This is a genomic window from Vibrio sp. CB1-5, from assembly GCF_059412285.1.
The window spans coordinates 113,998-134,577 of sequence record NZ_JBJHPB010000005.1; the positions used below are offsets into that span (position 1 = coordinate 113,998).

Below are 20,580 nucleotides of genomic sequence, written 5' to 3' on the forward strand. Positions count from 1 at the left end.
GTAATGAGGCAGCTGCAAAAGATGTTTGATGTGATCTGTATGGGTAGGGTAGCCGTTGACTTCTATGGTCAGCAAATCGGTGCTCGTCTTGAAGATATGACCAGTTTCGCTAAGTATCTTGGCGGTTCCTCGGGAAACGTTGCCTATGGTACGGCTAGGCAAGGCCTAAAGTCTTCGATGCTAGCTCGAGTAGGTGATGAGCATATGGGGCGATTTCTTCGAGAAGAGCTACAGAGACTAGGGGTCGATACCAGTTATCTTATTACCGATAAAGAGCGGCTAACAGCGATGGTGATTCTCGGTATTAAAGACGAGGAGACCTTCCCTCTGATTTTCTATCGTGATAACTGCGCCGATATGGCCATTACCGCAGAAGATGTCGATGAAGATTACATTGCTTCTGCACGTTGCCTTGCGATTACAGGGACACACCTATCGAATCCGCAAACCCGAGACGCAGTACTAACGGCACTTCACTATGCACGAAAACATGGAGTAAGAACCGCGTTAGACATCGATTATCGACCGGTATTGTGGGGATTAACCTCTTTGGGAGATGGTGAAACACGTTTTATCGAATCGGGTGCAGTGACAGAGCAAATGCAGGAAGTGCTCGGTTTGTTTGATTTGATCGTTGGCACTGAAGAAGAGTTCCATATTGCTGGTGGTTCAACTGATACGTTACAAGCCCTCAACGGTGTTCGTAAAGTAACGGATGCAGCCCTTGTTTGTAAGCGTGGCGCTTTAGGGTGTTCGGTCTATGACTCACAAATTCCGAGCGACCTTGACGGCGCCATTAACGCAACTGGCGTTCGAGTTGACGTGCTTAATGTACTGGGCGCGGGTGATGCTTTTATGTCGGGATTATTGCGCGGATATCTCAATGATGAGGGTTGGCAGCAAGCGTGTGACTACGCGAATTCGTGTGGTGCCCTTGTTGTTTCCCGTCATGGCTGCGCGCCGGCGATGCCAAGTAAGGAGGAGCTGGATGATTACTTATCTCGCGCAGAGTCAGTCCCTCGCCCTGATCTCGACCCCAAGCTAAACCATTTACATCGAGTTACCACAAGAGATAGGTCTTGGGGTGATCTCTGTATTTTGGCCTTTGATCATCGAAGTCAATTTGAGCAGATGGCGCAGGACCTCGGTACTGATGTATCCCGAGTATCAGTGCTGAAACAATTGATTCTAGAAGCTTATCAAGAATCCGTTAACGAACTCGAGCTGCAGGGGCAAGCTGGACTGCTATGCGATAGCACTTATGGTCAAGCTGCACTTAACCAAGCGACAGGCAAAGGGTGGTGGATAGGGCGACCAATTGAACAGCCGGGTTCAAGGCCATTGGAACTGGAGCACGGCAACATCGGTGGGCAACTTGCGACGTGGCCGCAAGAGCACATTGTAAAGTGTCTGGTGTTCTATCACCCAGATGATGAGCAAGATTTAAAGACTCAACAAGAAAGTACGCTGTCAGAGGTCTATCAAGCGTGCTGTCAGTTTGGTCATGAATTGCTGCTTGAAGTCATTCTTCCTAAATCTTTGTCGCAAGACCAAGTCCACTATATTGACGCAATTCAGCGCCTCTACGACATCGGTATCAAGCCAGACTGGTGGAAACTGCCACCTTTGAAGACACCGATGTGGGAACAGTTGGAGCGGGTGGTTAATCATCAAGACCCACATTGTCATGGTGTGGTGTTATTGGGATTAGATGCGCCTCAGGATGAACTAATCGACGGTTTTGCTCAGGCTCAAGGCTGTTCGCTGGTCAAAGGATTTGCTGTCGGTCGAACCATATTCGGCGAAGCATCTAAGCAGTGGTTAGCTGAACTTATTACTAATGAAGCCTTTAAAACAGAAATCAAGCAACGCTATCACACGCTCGTTTCAGCTTGGAAGCACACGGCTTAACTTAAAGAGAATTTGGAGTACATATGGAAACCGTTCAAAACTATATCGCAGGTCAAATCGTTTCAAGTGACAGTGAGCGCTTTGCGCCTGTCTACAACCCTGCGACTGGAGAACAGATTAAACAGGTTGTATTGAGTACGCCGCAAGAAGCAAATGAGGCTATCAACGTTGCCAAACGAGCATTCTCCACATGGTCAAAAACCTCCCCTTTGAAACGAGCGAGAGTGATGTTTCAGTTTAAGTCTCTCCTTGAGAGCAATATGGATAAGCTAGCACGATTGATTTCAACGGAGCACGGGAAAGTCTATTCAGATGCGGTAGGCGAGGTAACGCGTGGCTTAGAGGTGGTTGAGTTTGCGTGCGGTATTCCTCACCTACAAAAAGGGGAGCATTCAGCCAACGTGGGTACTGGCGTAGATAGCCACTCGTTAATGCAGCCTGTTGGTGTATGCGTTGGCATTACTCCGTTTAACTTTCCCGCTATGGTGCCGATGTGGATGTTTCCAATAGCCTTAGCGACGGGAAATACATTTATTTTGAAACCGTCAGAAAAAGATCCTTCCACAGCCCTTCTGCTTGCGCAGCTCTTAAAAGAAGCTGGGTTGCCTGATGGCGTGTTCAACGTGATCAACGGTGATAAAACGGTGGTAGACACCTTGCTTACTTCGCCAGCGGTAGATGCAGTGAGCTTTGTAGGATCAACGCCAATAGCAGAGTACATCTATGCTACGGCTTCAGCCCATGGCAAGCGCTGCCAAGCTTTGGGCGGTGCTAAAAATCACTGCGTGTTAATGCCTGATACCGATCTTGATATGGCGGTGAATGCGATAATGGGTGCTGCTTTTGGAGCGGCGGGTGAACGCTGCATGGCGCTGTCCGTCGCTGTCGCGGTTGGAGATGATATCGCGGATAAACTTGTCGATGCGCTTACAACCAAGATCGCCCAGATGCGTGTGGGATCAGGCTTAGTTGAAGGCCAAGAAAACGACATGGGGCCAGTGATCTCCGCCCAGCATAAGCAGAAAATCTGTGATTATATCGCGAGCGGACAGGAGCAAGGGGCTAACATTGTGATAGATGGTCGAGACTTTTCAGTGTCTGGTTATGAGACGGGCTATTTTGTCGGCCCAACACTTATCGACAACGTGACGCCAGAGATGACCGTTTACCAAGAAGAAATTTTTGGACCTGTCTTGGCCGTTGTTCGGGTTAGTGATTACGACACTGCCCTGGAGCTTATCAACCAACATGAGTTTGGCAACGGCACCGCTATCTTCACTCGCGATGGTGAAACAGCGCGCCAGTTTAGCGAAGATGTGCAAGCGGGTATGGTTGGCATCAATGTACCTATTCCGGTACCTATGGCGTTCCATAGCTTTGGTGGTTGGAAACGCTCAGTCTTCGGCCCACTCAATGTTCACGGCAAAGATGGCGTTCGTTTTTATACCAAAATGAAAACCGTCACCAGTCGCTGGCCTGCTAGTGTTCGTTTAGAACAGCACCGCGGCGCGTTTTCGATGCCGACGATGGAGTAAGTCTCTGGATATTCGCTTACAAAAGGCCGTTGAAAAACGGCCTTAATCTATTTTGAGCTCTTGAGCTGAGCTTCCAGGAACTCTCTCAACCAAATGAGCGCTGAGTTACGCGCCATTTTAGTTGGCCACACCATGTAAGAGTCGAAGGTTTTTTGTTTCAAAAGGAAACGGGTGCGATTGAAGTTTAAACATATCCCCGTATTGAAGGAACAGCGTTTCCGGCACAACCGCCAACGCTTGGGATTGCGATACGGAAGGTAGCATGCCCAGTAGTGACGAATGTTGGCTAAATATACGTCTGGGAGGAAGTATGTCGCTCACCAACCATTCTACGAATGTAAGGTTATCACGGCGGATATTGAGAAGTACGTGGCTCTCATCCATGTAGTGTTGTTTGGTCATCTTTCCGTTTTCCAATCTCGGGTGATCGGCGCTAGTAATGCAAACTAATCCGTCACTGTGAAGGAGTTTAGACTGGAACACACGGCGGTCTGACGGAGCGACATCAATCACTAAGTCGACCTTCTCCATCCGCAGGTCTTCGTATATGCGTGCGTCATTTGGAGGGAGTTCTTTGAGCACAAGACTGATGTTGGGGTAACTGTCGAGTGCATGCATATTCTTGTGCAGCCGGAGCAATGCGGCTTCATGACAATAGATAACAAAACGGCGTCGGCTAGAATTTGGGTCGAAATTTGCTAGTCCCTCAAGCACTTTGTCGATACCCAAGATGTGCTCTTGAACGTGCTCGTATAGTTCTACTGCAAAACGGGTGGGTTTAATTCCTCGGCCTGTGCGAGTAAACAGTTCACTTCCCACTGATTCTTTTAGTCGAGCTAGCGCATTGCTTACCGATGATTGAGTGAGATCTAATTGCTCAGCAGACTTGGTCACCGATTGGGTTTCGAAAGTAGAGACAAAGACCCGTAGCAAGTTGAGGTCAAACTTTTTCCCGTTAGCTTTTCCACTTTGATTACTTGTTGTCATCTCGCTTCCTTGCGTTAGCTCTGTTGAGAGTCATTAGTCCAAGTTCTTCTTAAATCTTAGCGCAGCCACAACAATACCGATGAAGGTAAATCCAGCCAGCCAAAGTGTATCTCGCCATACGTCTGCTAAATCAGCACCGCGTAAAATAATCCCTCGAATCATGCGCATAAAGTGAGTGGCCGGTAAAGCTTCTGCAATCCACTGAGCGGCAGTGGGCATGGCTTCGTAGGGGAACATAAAGCCAGAGAGTAGAATGGAGGGAAGCAGAATAAACACGGTCATTTGCATCGCTTGTAGCTGGGTCTGAGCGATGGTTGAAATCACCAGCCCTAAGGTGAGGCTAGCGGCAATAAACAGTAAGCTACCGAGTAGTATCTGGCTGATTTGCCCATTAATGGGAACGCTGAAAATGAGGTAGCCCAAGCCTAAAATAATGAAAATTTGGATAAGACCGATGAAGATATAGGGCACGATTTTGCCAATCATCAATTCAAGCGAATGGATCGGCGTGGTGATAAGTAGCTCTAAGTTGCCCCGCTCTCGTTCGCGCACGATGGCCGCGCTGGTAAACAGGATCATGGTCATGGTCAATATCACCCCAAGCAGACCAGGCACGATGTTGACCGCAGAGCGCTGGCTGGGATTATACAGCAAGGTTGCTTCAAAAGTTTTGGTTTGGTTGGGCTGATACCCTGCGATAGCAAACTCCGCTATCGGCATAGTTTGCAGTGAGAGTAAGGCTGCACTTACCATGGTATCAGAACCATCCACAAGCCACTGCCCAAGTGTTTCTTGGTGCGTGATACGCTGGGTTAGGTTGGTTGGTAATATTAATGCGGCGCGCACGACGCCTTCTCTAATCGCCGTTTCTGCTTCCTTTACGGTGGCGTATTGAGCTTTGACATTCACCACTTGAGTGACTTTGACGGCTTCTACAATCACCCGACCAGGCGCTGACTCACTTTTATCCACGATAGCAACCGGTATATTGCGGACGTCCGTGTTCATGGCAAAGCCAAACAGAATAAGCTGAATGAGTGGGATCATAATCACCATGCCAAAGGTGATGCGATCGCGTGAAAGCTGGCGGATCTCTTTCACCATAATGGCGCTCATACGAGTGAAACTTTTCATTGTCGGCCTTCTCCTGTGACAGAGACAAAGACATCTTCGAGGCTAGCTCTTGCTGGTGTGAGTTCGCAATTTTCTAGCTCGGGAAATGTGTTAATGAGCCACTTAATGGGATCGGTAACTTGCTGGTAGATGAGTACACGCAGTCGAATACCAAGCTGAGCGGCAGAGCGTACTTCTGGGCATGCAATGAGGCGTTCTTTTAACGCTCTAAGATTCGAGGCTTTTACTTCAATGATGTTGACACCCATGTTGTTCATTAGGGTTTCTGGTTCGCCATCGGCGCGCATCTCACCGGATTCCATAATGGCTAAGCGATGACAGCGCTCGGCTTCATCCATGTAGTGAGTGGTGACCAGTATCGTGGTGCCTTGATCACTTAGATCAAACAGCTGTTCCCAAAAGTCGCGACGATTCTCAGGATCAACGGCGGATGTGGGCTCATCTAAAAACAACAACTCGGGGCGATGCATGGTGGCACAAGCGAGAGAAAGTCGCTGCTTTTGTCCTCCGCTCATGCCGCCGACTCGCTGCTTTTGGAGGTTAGTGAGCCCATAGATGGTCATCTGCTCGGCGATTCGCTGTTTCAGCAAAGCCCTATCTAAGCCAAATATCTGGCCTATGAACTGAAGGTTTTCAAGAACGGTCAAATCATCATAGAGAGAGAATTTTTGCGTCATGTAGCCAATTTTAAGCCTGAGTGCTTCAGATTGTTCGGGGATCTGTAAGCCGAGCACATTGACCTCACCTTCGGTGGGTTTTAGCAAACCTGTGAGCATGCGAATTGTCGTGGATTTACCGCATCCGTTTGGCCCTAAAAACCCGTAGATACTGCCTTTAGGCACAGAGAGGTTAATTCCGTTGATGGCGGTAAAGTCACCAAACTTTTTGACCAAGTTGGTCGCTGTTACTGCAATGTCTGTCATCTATTTGAGTCCTTGCAAGTCGACTTGAGCAGGGACGCCAGTCGGCAGGCTTTCTGCACTTGCAGGAAGGTCAATTTCGGCCAAATACATAAGTCGAGAGCGTTCGTCTTCTGTGAGGGCATAGTAAGGCGTGAACGAAGGGTCGGCAGCCACCCAGCGCACGCTGCCAGTTAACACCTCATCGAGACCGTCAACGTGTACATCAACTTGCAGTCCAGGAACGAACTTTACGCGCACAGAAGAAGGAACATAGACTCGGGCATAAGGGATACGATCTGCGAGCACCACTGCAACAAACGCCCCAACGGAAACACGTTCGCCTAGGTTATACGGCAGGCTATCTAAGATGCCATCTCGAGTGGCAGTAATAGTTAACTCATCAAGCTGTTGAGTTTGTAAAGCAACATCGGCTTTAGCGGCGGCAAGCGCGGCTTCTGCTTGAGTAATATCTTCGGGTCTAGAGCCTGCGGTGAGTTTGGAAAATTCCTCATTGGCAGAGTTTAACTCGGCTCTGGCAGTATCACGGCTGGCGACCGCTTGGTCTTTTTGCGATTGGCTGGCGAGTTTTTTTCGTACTAGCTCAGAGGCGCGGGAATAGTTTTTCTGAGCTTCGGTGAGTTTTGCTTCTGCCATATCGACTTGCGCTTTGGCGGCAGCAATGTCTTCCGGTCTTTCACCATTGGTTAGACGCAGTAAGTAAGCGCTAGCTTTAGCCTCTTCGGCGATGGCATGCGCTAGCACGGCTTCTTGGCGTTTAGTATCAAGGCGGACAAGTACATCACCAGTTTTGACACGGGTTCCCTCTCTTACGGGGAGCTCACGAATGATCTCATTAGCTGTGGAAGAAAAAGAAATACGATCTCTTTCCAGTGTGCCTAATGCCTTGCCGTTGTCATCGTTTTGGCAGCCAAGGAGAGCTAAGACTAGTGGAATAATGATTAGCAGTGAACGTTTCATACCCAACCCTTCTATGGAGATCTACTATCAATATTAGAAGGGTGTTGGCTATTTTCTAGCTGAATTTCATCAAGTTATGAAGTCAAGTCGCTTTTTAGCGATTCGGTGACTGGATAGATTTCTTTCGATTAATTTTGTACTTATCTTGCTATGCGATACTGCAGAGCGAGCGTGTTAACAGTGTCTATATCGTGAGTCCAGAATATTGATTGTATTTTCGATAATCTACACTGCCATTATGATCACAACGCCAGCGATTGTGAATTTTACTACGACATAGGCAGAAGAATTTGTTGCGGATGTTTTTAACTGGTTGTTAAACGTAATATAGTTTTTTCTAAATTGTCTGAAACCACATCACGTATTGACACTCTTTTGCCGCTTCTGACTAGTACCTGATATAGGGATTTCGTAGATTATCAATTAGGAACACGGCAAAGGCTGCCACCGCGTTATGGAACACTGCACTATCATGAAAGATCAACTCACAATCTCAATTTCAACGATTAATGGCTCCTCCCACTGGCAGCTAAGTAAATCGATGCGTCGCAGCTTAAAGAGCTTGGCGGGGATCGGGCTGGTGTTAGTGCTAGGGGCCGTGCTACTTATTCAGCACTTGTATCAGGTGGTGGATTACGCGGAGTTAAAGCAGGCGGAGCTTGCCAGTGAATCACAAACGCTTGGGGACGAGTTGGCCAACCTGCAAGATCTTAAGCAGACATTGCAACAAGATCTCTCTGAGCGTGAAGAGCGAATTAGCCTAGTGTCAGAGCGCCTAGCAGATTTGGAAAAGGTATTGGGCGTAGCCGACTCACCAGAGAATATCGACTTAGATTCAAGACTTGATGTAGCGGCGATTCACTCTAACGTGCGTATGACGATGCTCAACCAGATCCCAAGTGGTTCACCGGTGGGTAAAGAGCGCATCTCGTCACAGTTTGGTAAGCGAAAGCACCCGGTGACGGGCAAACTAAAAATGCACCGAGGTATGGACTTTGTGGTCAATACTGGCACAAAAATTTACGCGCCAGCGGATGGCGTGGTTGAAGTGACAAGACGCAGTAAGAAAGGGTCGGGTAACTTTCTTAGGTTGCAGCATTCGTTCGGTTTCTCCAGTTCATACTCCCACTTAAAGGGCTTTAAAGTTCGCCCGGGACAGTTCGTCCGTAAGGGAGAGCTCATTGCCATTTCTGGTAACAGTGGCCTGTCATCGGGTCCACATTTGCATTATGAAGTTCGCTTTGTTGGGCGAGCACTTGACCCTAAGCCGTTCGTGGAGTGGGGCGTAAACGATTTCGAAGATATCTTTAAAAAGGAGCGAGCAATACGATGGGAATCTTTAGTAAAAACAGTGGAACAAAGAGTCGCTCAGCAGCTTCAACTCTCATCGCCAAAGGCTGTGTTATTAGCGGAAAACTCAAACTAGAAAACGACATACAAGTCGATGGTATTGTCGAAGGCCAGTTGCACATTGAGGGTGTCATGGTGGTGGCTGAGTCCGGTCGAGTCAAAGGCGAAGTATATGCGAAACAACTGATTGTTAACGGCATACTCGAGGGTGACTGCCACGCGGAGCAAATCCAAATTCTGGCGAATGGCCGTGTAAAGGGTAAAGTGTGGAGCAATCATTTAAGCATCGAACCGGGTGGCAAGTTCTTCGGAGAAACGGCTGAGCTTCCAGAGAAAGAAGTGGTGACTTTGACAGATCAAGCCAGAAAAGAAGTGAAAGCTCCGTCTAATACGTCGAAAGAGTCACTCCAAGCAGCATCAAAGCCAGCCGCTAAAGCGGTAAAAACGGCTTAACCTCTTCGATACCCTTAAAGCGTCTCGAGTCTTTTCGAGGCGCAAACTCCACCTTTTTTAACGACCTTTCCGTCATACCGCATACGCTATACTTGGATGTAGGATGTCAGCGCTACCCCACAAAGTGACACTGTCACTTTGTGTTGGTGCGATCGCTAGGCGGGCCTAAAATGCCGTAATGTGATCTGAGTAACCGTTCTTTCTTGACTAAAATCAAGCGAGCTTGGGTATAACCATAAAGCACTATTCCAAATGACAGAATTCCCATTAATTTTATGGGGTAGCCTTATGCCATTTATTCATCACTGATAAGGCGGAGTATATGTCACGAGAGAGAACTTCACAGAGTCGACGTCGATTTCTTCGGGACGCCGCTCGAACCGCGGTCGGTGTCGGCGCAGCCGCGACCGTATTAGGACTTCAATCCAAACAAGGACAAGCCAAAACCAGTGGTGGCGTGCCTATTCGCCCGCCCGGTGCATTGGAAGGCAATCAGTTTGACCAAGCGTGTTTACGGTGCGGCCTGTGTGTTCAGGCTTGTCCTTATGACACACTGAAACTCGCCACATTGCTCTCCCCAGTTGCTTCTGGAACGCCATATTTTACCGCTCGCGATATTCCTTGCGAAATGTGTGAGGACATCCCCTGCGTCGTAGCTTGCCCAAGTGGCGCATTAGACCATGCACTGACCAATATTGATGACTCGCGTATGGGACTTGCGGTGCTGATTGACCATGAGGAGTGCCTCAACTGGCAAGGGCTTCGCTGCGATGTGTGTTATCGCGTTTGTCCTCTTATTGACAAAGCGATCACGCTTGAGCCAATCCGTAACCAGCGCACCGGTTATCATGCGATGTTCATACCTACCGTTCATTCTGATGCTTGCACGGGTTGTGGTAAATGTGAGCAAGCCTGCGTGACTGAGGTACCTGTTATCAAAGTGGTTCCGATTGAACTTGCTAAGGGTTACATGGGGAATCATTATCAGCTTGGCTGGGAAGAGCAGGTTGAGCTGCGTGACGGGAACTTCCCTAAAACACCGGAAATTGCGCCAACGGAACATATCCGCATCAATGATGGGAGAAAATAATGGCTAAGAATCTCGCTAAAGATGCTGGTAATGACGCTATCCGTGAACTTGGCTGGTGGCGTTCTCATCGATTTCTGATTCTACGTAGGTTGTGTCAGCTCTCCATCGTTGGTCTGTTTATGATGGGGCCTACGTGGGGCATTTTACAGGGCAACTTGTCGTCTAGCATGCTGTTAGGTACTGTCCCGCTGAGTGACCCTCTATTGGTTCTACAAACCTTGGCTACCGGACGTTGGCCAGAGGTGAATGCTTTAATTGGTGTCACTCTCGTTGTGGTTTTTTATGCGTTGCTCGCGCCTCGTGCGTTTTGTGCTTGGGTGTGTCCATTAAATATTGTCACGGATATGGCGGCGTGGCTGCGCCGTAAGCTGAATCTCAAAACCAGCTTTAAGTGGTCTCCAACAATACGTTATTGGTTGATCCCCGTGATCTTGATAGGGAGTGCGGTATCGGGATCGCTGCTTTGGGCTTGGGTGGATCCTGTCGCGACATTGCATCGTGGATTGGTATTTGGGATAGGTGCCGGTTGGATCCTTATTGCGTTGGTGTTTTTACTGGACTTAGTGCTGGTTGAACATGGCTGGTGTGGTCATCTGTGTCCGCTGGGAGCAACTTATGGCGTTATTGGCCGTAAGAGCCCGATTCGTATCAAAGCAACCCGCCGCGAAGCGTGCACCAAGTGTATGGATTGTTACCATGTTTGTCCTGAACCGGATGTACTTAGACAGCCACTAAAGTCGGGTGATAAGCGAGTGATGAGTCAGGACTGTATTAGTTGCGGGCGCTGCATTGATGTTTGTGTGCCGAAAGTCCTTGAGTTTACAGTTCGGCCTAACGCGGATTAATGAAAGCCAGCTATTGACGCTGGCCTATTAATCTAGTCGTCGCTATCGATATTAGCGGGCAATATCAAGAACGTTGTCTTTCACACCATTAATTCGAAACCAACCAGCGATACTAAAGCGCTCGCGTTGTGTAGGCAGAACTTCGTGAGGGAACATTTCTGAGAAGAACACAAACAAACGGCCGGATTTAGGCTTGATGCGAGTGATTTCATTGTCATCAAGATCGTAAACCACTAAGTCGCCGCCGTCTTCGTCTGTCCACTCATCATTCATGTAAAACACGGTCGTCAGGCGGCGGTTCTCGTTGCCACGGAAGCAATCAAGATGCTTTTGGTAGAAATCGCCTTTCTCATATTTGGCGAAATGTGCTTCATACTCAAATAGCCCCAAGAAAAAGTGTTGGTTAGCGGTTTGGCGAATGATTTCCATCTTGCTAAGAAATTGCCCTACCGGATCGCCAAAATCAGGTGAAAGCCAACAGATCTTGTCACTGCGAATGGCACTTTCACGCATCACATCATCATTACGACCAATACGCGCTTTGTTCCACTCTTCAGGTAAGCACTCTTTGAGAGCTGAAACTTGCTCGGCAGAGAGAAAGTCATCCCAAATGTAATAGCCATGTTGGGTCAGATTGTCGATCAGTGTTTGCATGATGCACCATCGTTGTTAGAAACAGGGAGGGCGCTTTATAAAGAAATAGATAGCATGCTTCAATTTAGGTTGTTTATCGTGACGATAACGCTTGGTCGAGAAGGGGTAGGGTATAACAGGCAAGAAGTCGCCCCTTACCGCAGCAAGGGGCATAAAATTACTGAATGTAATCGAAAAGGGCTTGTTCACTTGGTAGTGCGGTCATCGCGCCTTTTTGCGTTGTCGCTAAAGCGCCGCAGCCGTTTGCCCAGCGAACTGCATCAACGATTGTTTCATCATTGATCCAATCTGCGGTTTTAGATAAGCGAGTTAGCAGGCCGCCCACAAAAGCATCGCCTGCACCTGTGGTATCAACCGGCTTGACTGGCGTGCCGGCAATGAGCTGTTGCTCATTGTCACGAATAACCAATACACCTTTTGCACCTTGAGTAATGAGCACAAGCGTATTGTTGTATTTACCAAGCGCTGCAATGCCGGCGTCAAGGTTGTCGGTTTCAGTTAGGAACATCAGTTCATCGTCTGAGAACTTAACCACATCGGCCAGGGCAATTGCTTGCTGACACACAGGCTTGATAAGGCTTTGGTCGCCCCATACTTCATCGCGAAGGTTTGGATCGAAACTGACAAAGCCGCCTGCTTGCTTAATGCGTTTCATCGCTTCTAGCGTCGCGCTGCGGCTTGGCTCATTAGCAAGAGCGATAGAGCAAACGTGCAGCCACTCGCCTGCGCTAAACTCAGGAATGTCGCTTACTTGCATAAATTGGTCGGCACTAGGCTTAACCATAAAGGTGAAGCTGCGCTCGCCTGATTCATCAAGATCAACGATAACCGTTGACGTGCGCTGGGCATCATCCAATAGCATAAAGTCAGTATTCACTTTCTCTGCACTAAGTGTTTGCTTCATGAAGCGACCAAGTGGATCTTGGCCAACACGACCAAAAAAGCCGGTCTCACCACCGAGTCGAGCGATCGCAACAGCGACGTTTGCAGGAGCGCCGCCGGGACATTTTAGATACGTCGTGTCCGTATCAGGAATCAAATCTACAACGGCATCGCCAGTTACCCAAACCTTACTCATAACAAATTTCCTGTACTATTCGATTTGTTTTTAGTTTACTAAATCGATTTAGCAAAGAGAATGTGTTTTAATAGACACCACGATAGCGGCGCTAAAAATTGTGATCTCAAGCACGATCGCGATCCGCACTGAAGATCTTCACTTTAATAAGACGCAACAAGCAGGAAGCATAAGTAGAACGCGATGAGCAAAAAGCTAAAATTGGCCGATATCGCACAATTGGCAGAGGTCTCTAAATCGACCGTCAGTTTTGTGCTGAATGGGCATGCAGAAAAACACCGCATTAATAAAGAGACGGTGGCACGCGTGCTGCGTGTCGTCGAGGAGCATAACTATTCGCCCAGTGTTTATGCCAGAGCGCTCAAGTCGAAAAAGACTCAAACGTTTGGCTTGGTGATTCCAGACTTTACCAATATGGGTTTCGCTACGATTGCGAAAGCACTGGAACAGTTGTGCTTAAACGCGGGTTATCAGCTTTTAATTGCTTCTACCGATGACGACCCTTTGCAGGAGAAAAAGGCGGTGGCGAATCTTGTTGGACGCCAAGTCGATGGCATGATGGTGGCCTCATGCTTAGATAGCGATGACTATTATCAAAGTCATATCAAAGATACCCCTGTAGTATTTTTTGACCGGGAGCTGGAGTCTGAGCGCTATAGTGAGATCACGACGGATGCCTATGACTCTACCAAAATTATTGTGTCTGCATTGGTTAAAGATGTGTCTGAATGTGCGTTTATCGGCGGGCAGATCTCTTTGTCTCCTAGCAGAGAGCGTTATCAAGGCTTCGTTGACGCTGTTGAAGACGCTGGACTGATGTTGCAACCTGAACTCGTCTTCAATCAAGATTATCAGCCTCAAAGTGGTTATGAGATGATGCGAAGCTGTGTTGAACATCTAGGTCGGCTTCCGGCAGCACTGTTTACAGGATCCTACTCTTTATTAGAAGGTGTACTTAGGTATTTAAATGAGCATGATCTTATGACGGAAGCTGCTCGGCAGCCGTTGCGACTCGCCACCTTTGATAACTATTCCGTTCTCGATTGCTTGCCACTGAAAATCGACTCTATCGAACAAGATTGCCAACAGTTGGCGGCGAAGACGTTTGATTGCTTGCAAAAGACGCTGTCTAATAAGGACTATAAAAGCAAGATGAGTATCCCTGCTCACATTCATAACCGGAGACGTTTGTGTCGTATGGACTAAAACGCACGGCAATCACTTTCTATGCGCTAAACGTACCAAACCAAACTCAGGTTATCTACGACGTATTATATTTGTGACATTGTCACAAAAAACAAAGGCCAGCACTGCTGGCCTTTGTTTTATCTACAATTTGGAGAGCGGTAAAACACTATGTCTAACAGCGCTGCTTACTCGCGCTGACTTTGAGGAGCATATCCAGCTCTTCTTCAGTGACCAAGTCTTCAATCTGTTTCTCGCTCGATAAGCGTTCAACAAACAATTTGACGTCTCTAAGCTGGTTAGTATCTAAATGATGAATGGCGTCAACAATGTCCTTCTCCAACGTTTGATTCATGCGACTCACTCCTCAATTACTTTTATATTGTTATCCTAGACCATATGCGCCTAATAGCAAGTTTATTTGCGGTTTGATACGCCTCCTCTGACCACGACATGGTCGAGAGGATTACATCATGAGGTGTGGTTGCGAGTTCTTATTGGTGGATGAACATCTATACAACTTGTTACTTACCCGTAGTCATTCAGACATGTCGAATAAGCGTTACATTCTTACTACATCTTTTGTCTGTAATTTAAACAGCTAATTAATACTTTTATTAATCTGTAATTGTGACAGGCATCACTGTAAGACCGTTAATTCAATTAAAGTTCATATAAATTGAATCAATAAATGTTTTAAAAGGTAAATGGATGTTTATTTATATATAAGTTATTGATTAATAGTGATATTTATATTTTTCTAAAAACGTGATTTAGATAGGCATTTTTAACTTATTAGGATTGATGGTGTGAATGATTTTGCCCAAAATTGCCCTCGTTCATTCGATAAATGATTTCAAGTTTTTGTTTGATGTGACGTGTGAATGAGGTGCTGGGTTCATCCCTTCTCATTCGCTACAAACAGAAAGCTTTTAAATATAAAAAAATAGTTAATTACAATCCCTGGGGTTAATAATGAAAAATACATTCAAGCTATCGCTAGCTGCAGTTTTGGTTTCTACTGCTATGGGTGCAAACGCTGGCATCAACATCGTAGATAACGAGACGGGTAACTTCTCTATCGGTGGTGACGTTGAGTTTGACTTCAACTTTGAGAACATCGAAAACCACAAGCGTGATGCTAACGGCTCGGTTATTCCTGGTTCTTCAGAAACTTCTAACGAGTTCAACCAAACTGGTCGTATCCTACTTGAGTTTTCTGGTGAGCGTTACACTGAGTCTGGTCACGTATTTCAGGTAAACGTGCAACCTCTGATGGGTAGCGATGGTCAAGTAAACCTTGATGATGCATGGTTCGCATTCGGTGCACAAGATGGCTGGAATCTGCGTATGGGTCGTTTCGAAGCGTTCGATATGTTCCCTGTAGGTCAAGATACTTTCCTTGAGTACTCAGGTGATACGGCTAACGACCTTTACATGGACGGCGCAGCGTACGTCTACCAAATGAAAGAAGGTCGTGGTCGTGGCTCAGACGGTCAGCTAATGTACAGCCAAAATTTTGGTAACGTCTACCTAGAAGTATCTTCAATGATCGGTGACCGTTCTGTTCTGTTTGGTCAGAATGCGTTCAACGGTGATGTGACTTACCATGGTGAAAAAGTAGTTAACAACAAAGACTCTGTGCTACTGCGTCCAGTTGTAGCCTATCAAGCAGGTAACTTCGGCATCGCAGCTTCCATGGAAGCAAACCTAGTTAAAGATGCAGTTATTACTGAAAACGGTGTAGATATCTCTGACCGTAAAGGTTACGGCGTGACCGCAAACTACTCAACAGCAGACTGGAACCTTATTGCGAACTTCGCTTACATGGATGCAGTTGATGAAGACAACATGACTGTTGGTGTGAACGCACTATACAAAGGTTTTGGCCTTGGCTACATTCACGCAGCGAACGAATACGAAAACAAGAAAATTACGACTTACGCAGAAGGTAAAGCGAAAGTTGATACAGTTTACGCATCTTACGAATTTGCTGACGTTCTAGAAGTTGATGACTTCTCTATCTATCTAGGTGCTTACCATACTAAGGTTGATGACCAAACTGTGACTAAAGATGTGTTTGAAGAAAACGCTGACACAGGCGTTCGTGTACGCTTCAAGTACTTCTTCTAATCGACAAACCGTTTAGAACAGAACTGCCAAATACATAAACGGAGCGATCATCGCTCCGTTTTTTCTATTTGCTTAGCAATTAAAACATAAATGCTAAGTTCGCAGATGCGCCCAATTGATTGCTACCTGCGTAGTTGCCCGCAATATCAAGACTTACCACATCAAACGGACTCAAACCAATACCTGCAGTGATGGCACTGTCGGCGTTGTCTTGCATGTCGATCTCATAACCTGCGCGAAGCTGTGCCCAGTCCCAAGCATTGCCCTCGATACCAAAACGTAGGTACTGAGTTTCATCGTTAAGGCTAGCAAAGCGCTCTTGCTTAGTAAGTTCAATGTCGACCGCAACGGTCACGAACTCGCCATTGTATGCAGAACCAATGGTTGCCATTGGATTTAGCTTGTAAGTATCAACCTTGGTACCTTCGTAGGTTTGTACATCAATCTCCTGTTGAATGAGGTCACGTACCGATAGGCCAAGGCGCCAGTTGTTATAGTGCTACGCTGCGCCCAAATCGAAGTTAAAAGCGCTCTTTTCCACCATACTATCTTCTGCATTGTCAGCATCGAAGTCTTGCACGCTGGCGATGAGCGCGTACGTACGCAGCTTTTGGAACTTAGGTGTGATACCAAACGAGACGTCTTGATTGGCTAGAGTGAAGTTCTTACCTAGTGCTAAGCCAAACTCTGCACTAGCAAAAGCTTGCATTTGAACTTCAGAGTTCTCGTAGCGATTTTGAATATCTGTAGGAGTATCACCTTGGTTAGGTTCAATTAAAGGCGCTGCAATCGCTTCTGCGTAGCCACGAGCGTAGAGATTACTAGATACTAGGCTCGATGGAATCGCTACCGCAAAACCTAAGTTGGCACTTACGGTTGTTGGCTTGTTGCCTTCGAGTTGATCAAGTAGGCGGTTGATTTCGATTAGCTTTGCTTGTTCGCCTGACGGGTTTTTCTCGTACTCGTCGATCAACGATTGTAGATCGTCAAGCGTAGAAATACTTTCGTCAGCATCGCGACCGCTAGCGCCAAAGGTAGGCAATAGAAGGCCGACATCGTCGTTATCCTTGTATGAAGCCGTTAGCGCTGGATTGTATAGGCCTGCCGTTAAATAATCAGCTGAGGCTACACCAGTGTTACCTATGGCGGCGCCGCGCGCTTCGATCATATTGTTAGCTGCATTCGATATAGTTGGAGTGGTTGCTGCCAAGACGATGGCGGCCACTTTAGTGATGTTTTTCATTATTATGTCCTGCGATTCATTCGCATTAGTACTCATTATCCGATGAGTCTTATCTTTACGTACTTCCTTGCAGGAGTTTTGCAAAGAGCACGCCACTGCATTGCTGTGAGTTCTTCACAGCCGAGCAAATGATAATTGATTTTCATATAAAGCAAATGGCATATCATTTTGTTTTTATGGAATAAAAAAAAGGCCCACCTAAAAAGGTGAGCCTCATCAAGAGAAAAAGTGGTTGGCGATTTAGAAGATCAAATGCGCGACACCAGCAATCACAGGCAATGTGATAAGCGTACGCAGAATAAAGATAGCGAACAGCTCAAAAATATTCACTGGGATGCGGCTACCAAGTAGCAGGGCACCGACTTCCGACATGTAGATAAGCTGAGTTACCGACATAGCTGCAATCACAAAACGCGTCATTTCGTTATCAATTGATGCTGCTAGAATCGATGGAATGAACATATCAGCAAAGCCAACAACCATGGTTTTTGAAGCTGCTACGGCTTCAGGTACGCCAAGCAACTCTAGGTAAGGAATAAACGGCGTGCCTAGAATCTCAAACACCGTTGTGTACTCCGCGATAACAAGCGCGACTGTACCCAGACCCATTACAACAGGCAATACGCCGAATACCATGTCGACAGCGTTCTTCACGCCTTCACCAAATACAGACTTAGCCGATGTCACTGTACCAGCACGTTGTAGCGCTAGATCCAAACCCCAAGAGAAGGTTGTGTGGCCTTTTGGTGTTACTTCTGCGTCTTTTGATGGTTTAGTTCCATCGATAAACAGGTCTTTCTTGTTACGCAGTGGTGGTAAACGAGGGATAATGATTGCCGCTACGATACCCGCCAAACAAATCGCGCCATAGAAAGGTAAGAATAGGTGCTCAAGTTCAACTTGTGCAATGACGACCAAGCTAAAGGTAATCGATACCGCTGAGAATGTCGTACCAATCACTGCGGCTTCTCGCATGGTGTAGAATTTGCTTTCGTACTGCTTGCTCGTTAAAAGGATACCCACGCTGCCGTCACCCAGCCAAGAAGCCATACAGTCGATAGCGCCGCGACCCGGTAAGTTGAACACAGGGCGCATGATTTTGCTGAGTAGCGCACCAAACAGCTCAAGTAGGCCAAAGTTCAAAAGTAGTGGCAGAAGAAGACCAGCAAAAATGAACACGGCAAATAGTGTCGGCAGAAGGCCTTCCAATACTAGACCGCCAGTGTTTTCTTCCCAGATGGCTTCTGGACCCACTTGGAAGTAGGTCATTAGTACCGCCATACCACCGATAACGCGAACCGCAAGCCACATTGGTGTTGGGTTAAATAGACCGTTTAAAAATTCATTGTTAGTAATGAAAGCAGGCTTAAAAATGCGTGATAAAACGGAAGCTGCTGCCATTACAGCGATGATTGCCGTGACCAAAGGAACAATGAAGTCACCCACAGCCGCTTGTAGTGCTTTAGCAAGTACCGCGACTGGGATAGTGAGGCCGCCATCGAAGCTGATGGGCGCCATAAACAGGAATAGACCGATTAACGACGGGATGAAGAACATCCAGAAGTTGCCTTTTTTGCCGCTTTGCGGCACAGATTGAGCACTATTTTGCATTTTTCTCTCGTGTTACAACTAGTTAATAATGACGACGTCCTGCGCCTATTTATTCACTAAACATCCATATTTGTGCATTGAGCGCAAGATTACTCTTTTTTTTGAATGCTGGCAATACTATTCATCATTAAAGGGTAATTATTCACTATATGGTTCTATAGCAACCAATAATACGCAATAGAATGTATGGTGAGTGTTGGTATGAGTATGCACAAAGTATAGTGGGGATTGATGCTTTCGGCGTTTTCAAGAACGCGCTAAACTGTAATGATTGAATAAGCTATTGAGAATTAAAACAATGCCTAGGAAGAAGCTCCCAATTCCCCTGATTCTGTTGATCCCTCTTTGTTTACTCGCCGTTGTTATTGTGGCGGGTATCTATCGGTTTTCCCTGTCTGATGAGGAGATTCTTGCCAAATTCCCTTCGCAGCAAAACTTACAAGCAGACCCTGTTGTTGAAGCAATATTGGGTCTTCAAATACCGAACCCTTGGACAATTCAAGTGCCTGAGACCAGCGCGTTCTCCTTACTGACAGACATTGACCCAGATACTCGAGTTGCGGCAGGAAGCTACGATGATGGCATGGAGCGCGGCAGCGTCTATTTGTTGTATGCGTATCAGCAGGCTGTCTATAACGATAAATCGTTATCTGCTGTGGTGATTCCATTTGCTGTCAGTAATCAAGGTTCTGGCGTTTTCTATTACCTGGGGCTGTTCAAATGGGATTTGGCTCGCCAGCGAGTGATTTTGTCTGATGCCAAGCTAGCGGGAGATCGCATTGATATCATAGAACTGCAACGTAGTAACGATACCATGATGCTCCGCTTCAACAAGCACGGTCAAGCGCAGTCGATGGCTGAAGTGCCAGCGGAAGTAGATAGTCTAATCTGTGAAGTGAAGGACTTTAGCTGGAGCGGTTGTACAAGAGCGTTTGTTGAGTGATCTCATAATGGGTTTAAGAACTTTTATTGGTTTGATAAATCATTGGTTGCAAATGCCTGCTTGAGAATGTGACATTAATTACATAACATGGCGTTTTGATGTTGTTATTTTAGACAAATGGAGCTTGCAATGATTAATAAGCGTTTTTTTAAAACTAAAGATGAAGTTGAAGTCACATTCGAGTTGGATGCGACCGATGTGCAAAGTGCTGTACTGATGGCGGATTTTCTTGATTGGCAACCCGTACCAATGAAGAAAGTCGCAAAGACAAAGTCGTTTAAATACAAAACTCGACTACCAAGAGACGCTCAGTTTGAGTTTCGTTACCTAGTTAATGAAAGTGAGTGGGTGAACGACGCGCAAGCGGATCAATATGTACCGAACGGCTTTGGTGCCGACAATTGTATCGTGAATACTGCACAAGCTTAATTGCATCGCGCTTTGGTTTATTTAGGTAATCAACAGCGATACAAACTGATATGAATAAAAGGGGCTCACAGTGATACTGTGAGCCCCTTTTTACATTGCCAACGAATTGTACAGTTAGC

At 46.7% G+C, this 20,580-nt stretch carries 18 protein-coding genes and 1 pseudogene; 10 read left to right on the forward strand and 9 right to left on the reverse strand.

Translation table 11 applies throughout. The features are described from left to right. The first annotated feature begins 3 nt into the window (after positions 1–3). Both ACJB0T_RS05425 and ACJB0T_RS05430 read left to right on the forward strand, forming a co-directional pair. Positions 4–1,911: a bifunctional 5-dehydro-2-deoxygluconokinase/5-dehydro-2-deoxyphosphogluconate aldolase gene (locus tag ACJB0T_RS05425; protein ID WP_479292511.1), complete on the forward strand. Its 1,908-nt coding sequence runs from the start codon at positions 4–6 to the stop codon at positions 1,909–1,911. Positions 1,912–1,934: 23 nt separating this feature from the next. Beyond that, entirely contained in the window at positions 1,935–3,446 is a 1,512-nt protein-coding gene (locus ACJB0T_RS05430; RefSeq protein WP_418642592.1) for a CoA-acylating methylmalonate-semialdehyde dehydrogenase, read from the forward strand. Between the two features lie 117 nt (positions 3,447–3,563). On the opposite strand, the gene ACJB0T_RS05435 is transcribed toward ACJB0T_RS05430, so the two are convergent. From ACJB0T_RS05435 to ACJB0T_RS05450, 4 genes are read right to left on the reverse strand one after another with little or no spacing between them, the layout of a single operon-like run. Next, positions 3,564–4,433 carry a LysR family transcriptional regulator gene (locus ACJB0T_RS05435; RefSeq protein ID WP_479292513.1) on the reverse strand — a complete coding sequence of 290 codons (870 nt, stop codon included), beginning with the start codon at positions 4,431–4,433 and terminating at the stop codon, positions 3,564–3,566. A gap of 33 nt (positions 4,434–4,466) precedes the next feature. Beyond that, positions 4,467–5,567 carry an ABC transporter permease gene (locus ACJB0T_RS05440; protein WP_353498819.1) on the reverse strand — a complete coding sequence of 367 codons (1,101 nt, stop codon included), beginning with the start codon at positions 5,565–5,567 and terminating at the stop codon, positions 4,467–4,469. Continuing rightward, positions 5,564–6,490, reverse strand: coding sequence for an ABC transporter ATP-binding protein (locus ACJB0T_RS05445; protein WP_479292515.1), 927 nt, complete (start codon positions 6,488–6,490; stop codon positions 5,564–5,566). Before ACJB0T_RS05445 ends, ACJB0T_RS05440 begins: the two co-directional genes overlap by 4 nt. Next, a complete protein-coding gene (locus tag ACJB0T_RS05450) occupies positions 6,491–7,447 on the reverse strand; it encodes an HlyD family secretion protein (protein WP_418642590.1) in 957 nt (318 codons plus the stop codon). It lies immediately after the preceding gene. Positions 7,448–7,919: 472 nt separating this feature from the next. Between ACJB0T_RS05450 and ACJB0T_RS05455 the strand changes: the two genes are divergently transcribed. The 4 genes from ACJB0T_RS05455 to napH all read left to right on the forward strand — a co-directional run bounded on the left by ACJB0T_RS05455 (position 7,920) and on the right by napH (position 11,185). After that, complete coding sequence (locus ACJB0T_RS05455) at positions 7,920–8,873, forward strand: M23 family metallopeptidase (RefSeq protein WP_479292518.1); 954 nt, start codon at positions 7,920–7,922, stop codon at positions 8,871–8,873. Then, on the forward strand, positions 8,777–9,250 hold the full coding sequence (locus ACJB0T_RS05460; protein ID WP_479292520.1) for a bactofilin family protein: 474 nt from the start codon (positions 8,777–8,779) through the stop codon (positions 9,248–9,250). The genes ACJB0T_RS05455 and ACJB0T_RS05460 overlap by 97 nt, the downstream gene beginning before the upstream one ends. Positions 9,251–9,572: 322 nt before the next feature. Then, on the forward strand, positions 9,573–10,340 hold the full coding sequence (gene napG / locus ACJB0T_RS05465) for a ferredoxin-type protein NapG (RefSeq protein WP_479292522.1): 768 nt from the start codon (positions 9,573–9,575) through the stop codon (positions 10,338–10,340). Then, complete coding sequence (gene napH / locus ACJB0T_RS05470; RefSeq protein ID WP_479292524.1) at positions 10,340–11,185, forward strand: quinol dehydrogenase ferredoxin subunit NapH; 846 nt, start codon at positions 10,340–10,342, stop codon at positions 11,183–11,185. The genes napG and napH overlap by 1 nt, the downstream gene beginning before the upstream one ends. Positions 11,186–11,236: 51 nt before the next feature. On the opposite strand, the gene ACJB0T_RS05475 is transcribed toward napH, so the two are convergent. Next, on the reverse strand, positions 11,237–11,839 hold the full coding sequence (locus ACJB0T_RS05475) for a 2OG-Fe(II) oxygenase (protein ID WP_479292526.1): 603 nt from the start codon (positions 11,837–11,839) through the stop codon (positions 11,237–11,239). Positions 11,840–11,996: 157 nt separating this feature from the next. After that, complete coding sequence (gene cscK / locus ACJB0T_RS05480; protein WP_479292528.1) at positions 11,997–12,917, reverse strand: fructokinase; 921 nt, start codon at positions 12,915–12,917, stop codon at positions 11,997–11,999. Positions 12,918–13,100: 183 nt separating this feature from the next. Between cscK and ACJB0T_RS05485 the strand changes: the two genes are divergently transcribed. Then, positions 13,101–14,123: a LacI family DNA-binding transcriptional regulator gene (locus ACJB0T_RS05485; protein ID WP_479292530.1), complete on the forward strand. Its 1,023-nt coding sequence runs from the start codon at positions 13,101–13,103 to the stop codon at positions 14,121–14,123. 154 nt (positions 14,124–14,277) lie between these two features. On the opposite strand, the gene ACJB0T_RS05490 is transcribed toward ACJB0T_RS05485, so the two are convergent. After that, entirely contained in the window at positions 14,278–14,457 is a 180-nt protein-coding gene (locus ACJB0T_RS05490) for a hypothetical protein (RefSeq protein WP_479292532.1), read from the reverse strand. Between the two features lie 620 nt (positions 14,458–15,077). Between ACJB0T_RS05490 and ACJB0T_RS05495 the strand changes: the two genes are divergently transcribed. After that, positions 15,078–16,235, forward strand: a complete 1,158-nt coding sequence (locus ACJB0T_RS05495) for a carbohydrate porin (protein WP_479292533.1) — start codon at positions 15,078–15,080, stop codon at positions 16,233–16,235. Between the two features lie 79 nt (positions 16,236–16,314). Here ACJB0T_RS05495 and ACJB0T_RS05500 read toward each other — a convergent pair. Next, positions 16,315–17,478, reverse strand: a pseudogene (locus ACJB0T_RS05500) (conjugal transfer protein TraF). Between the two features lie 240 nt (positions 17,479–17,718). Further along, positions 17,719–19,089: a YjiH family protein gene (locus ACJB0T_RS05505; protein WP_479292535.1), complete on the reverse strand. Its 1,371-nt coding sequence runs from the start codon at positions 19,087–19,089 to the stop codon at positions 17,719–17,721. 298 nt (positions 19,090–19,387) lie between these two features. Here ACJB0T_RS05505 and ACJB0T_RS05510 point away from each other — a divergent pair, with 298 nt between their 5' ends. Both ACJB0T_RS05510 and ACJB0T_RS05515 read left to right on the forward strand, forming a co-directional pair. Then, positions 19,388–20,032, forward strand: coding sequence for a hypothetical protein (locus tag ACJB0T_RS05510; RefSeq protein WP_479292537.1), 645 nt, complete (start codon positions 19,388–19,390; stop codon positions 20,030–20,032). 129 nt (positions 20,033–20,161) lie between these two features. Next, positions 20,162–20,461, forward strand: a complete 300-nt coding sequence (locus ACJB0T_RS05515; protein ID WP_479292539.1) for an isoamylase early set domain-containing protein — start codon at positions 20,162–20,164, stop codon at positions 20,459–20,461. The last annotated feature ends 119 nt before the right edge of the window (positions 20,462–20,580 follow it).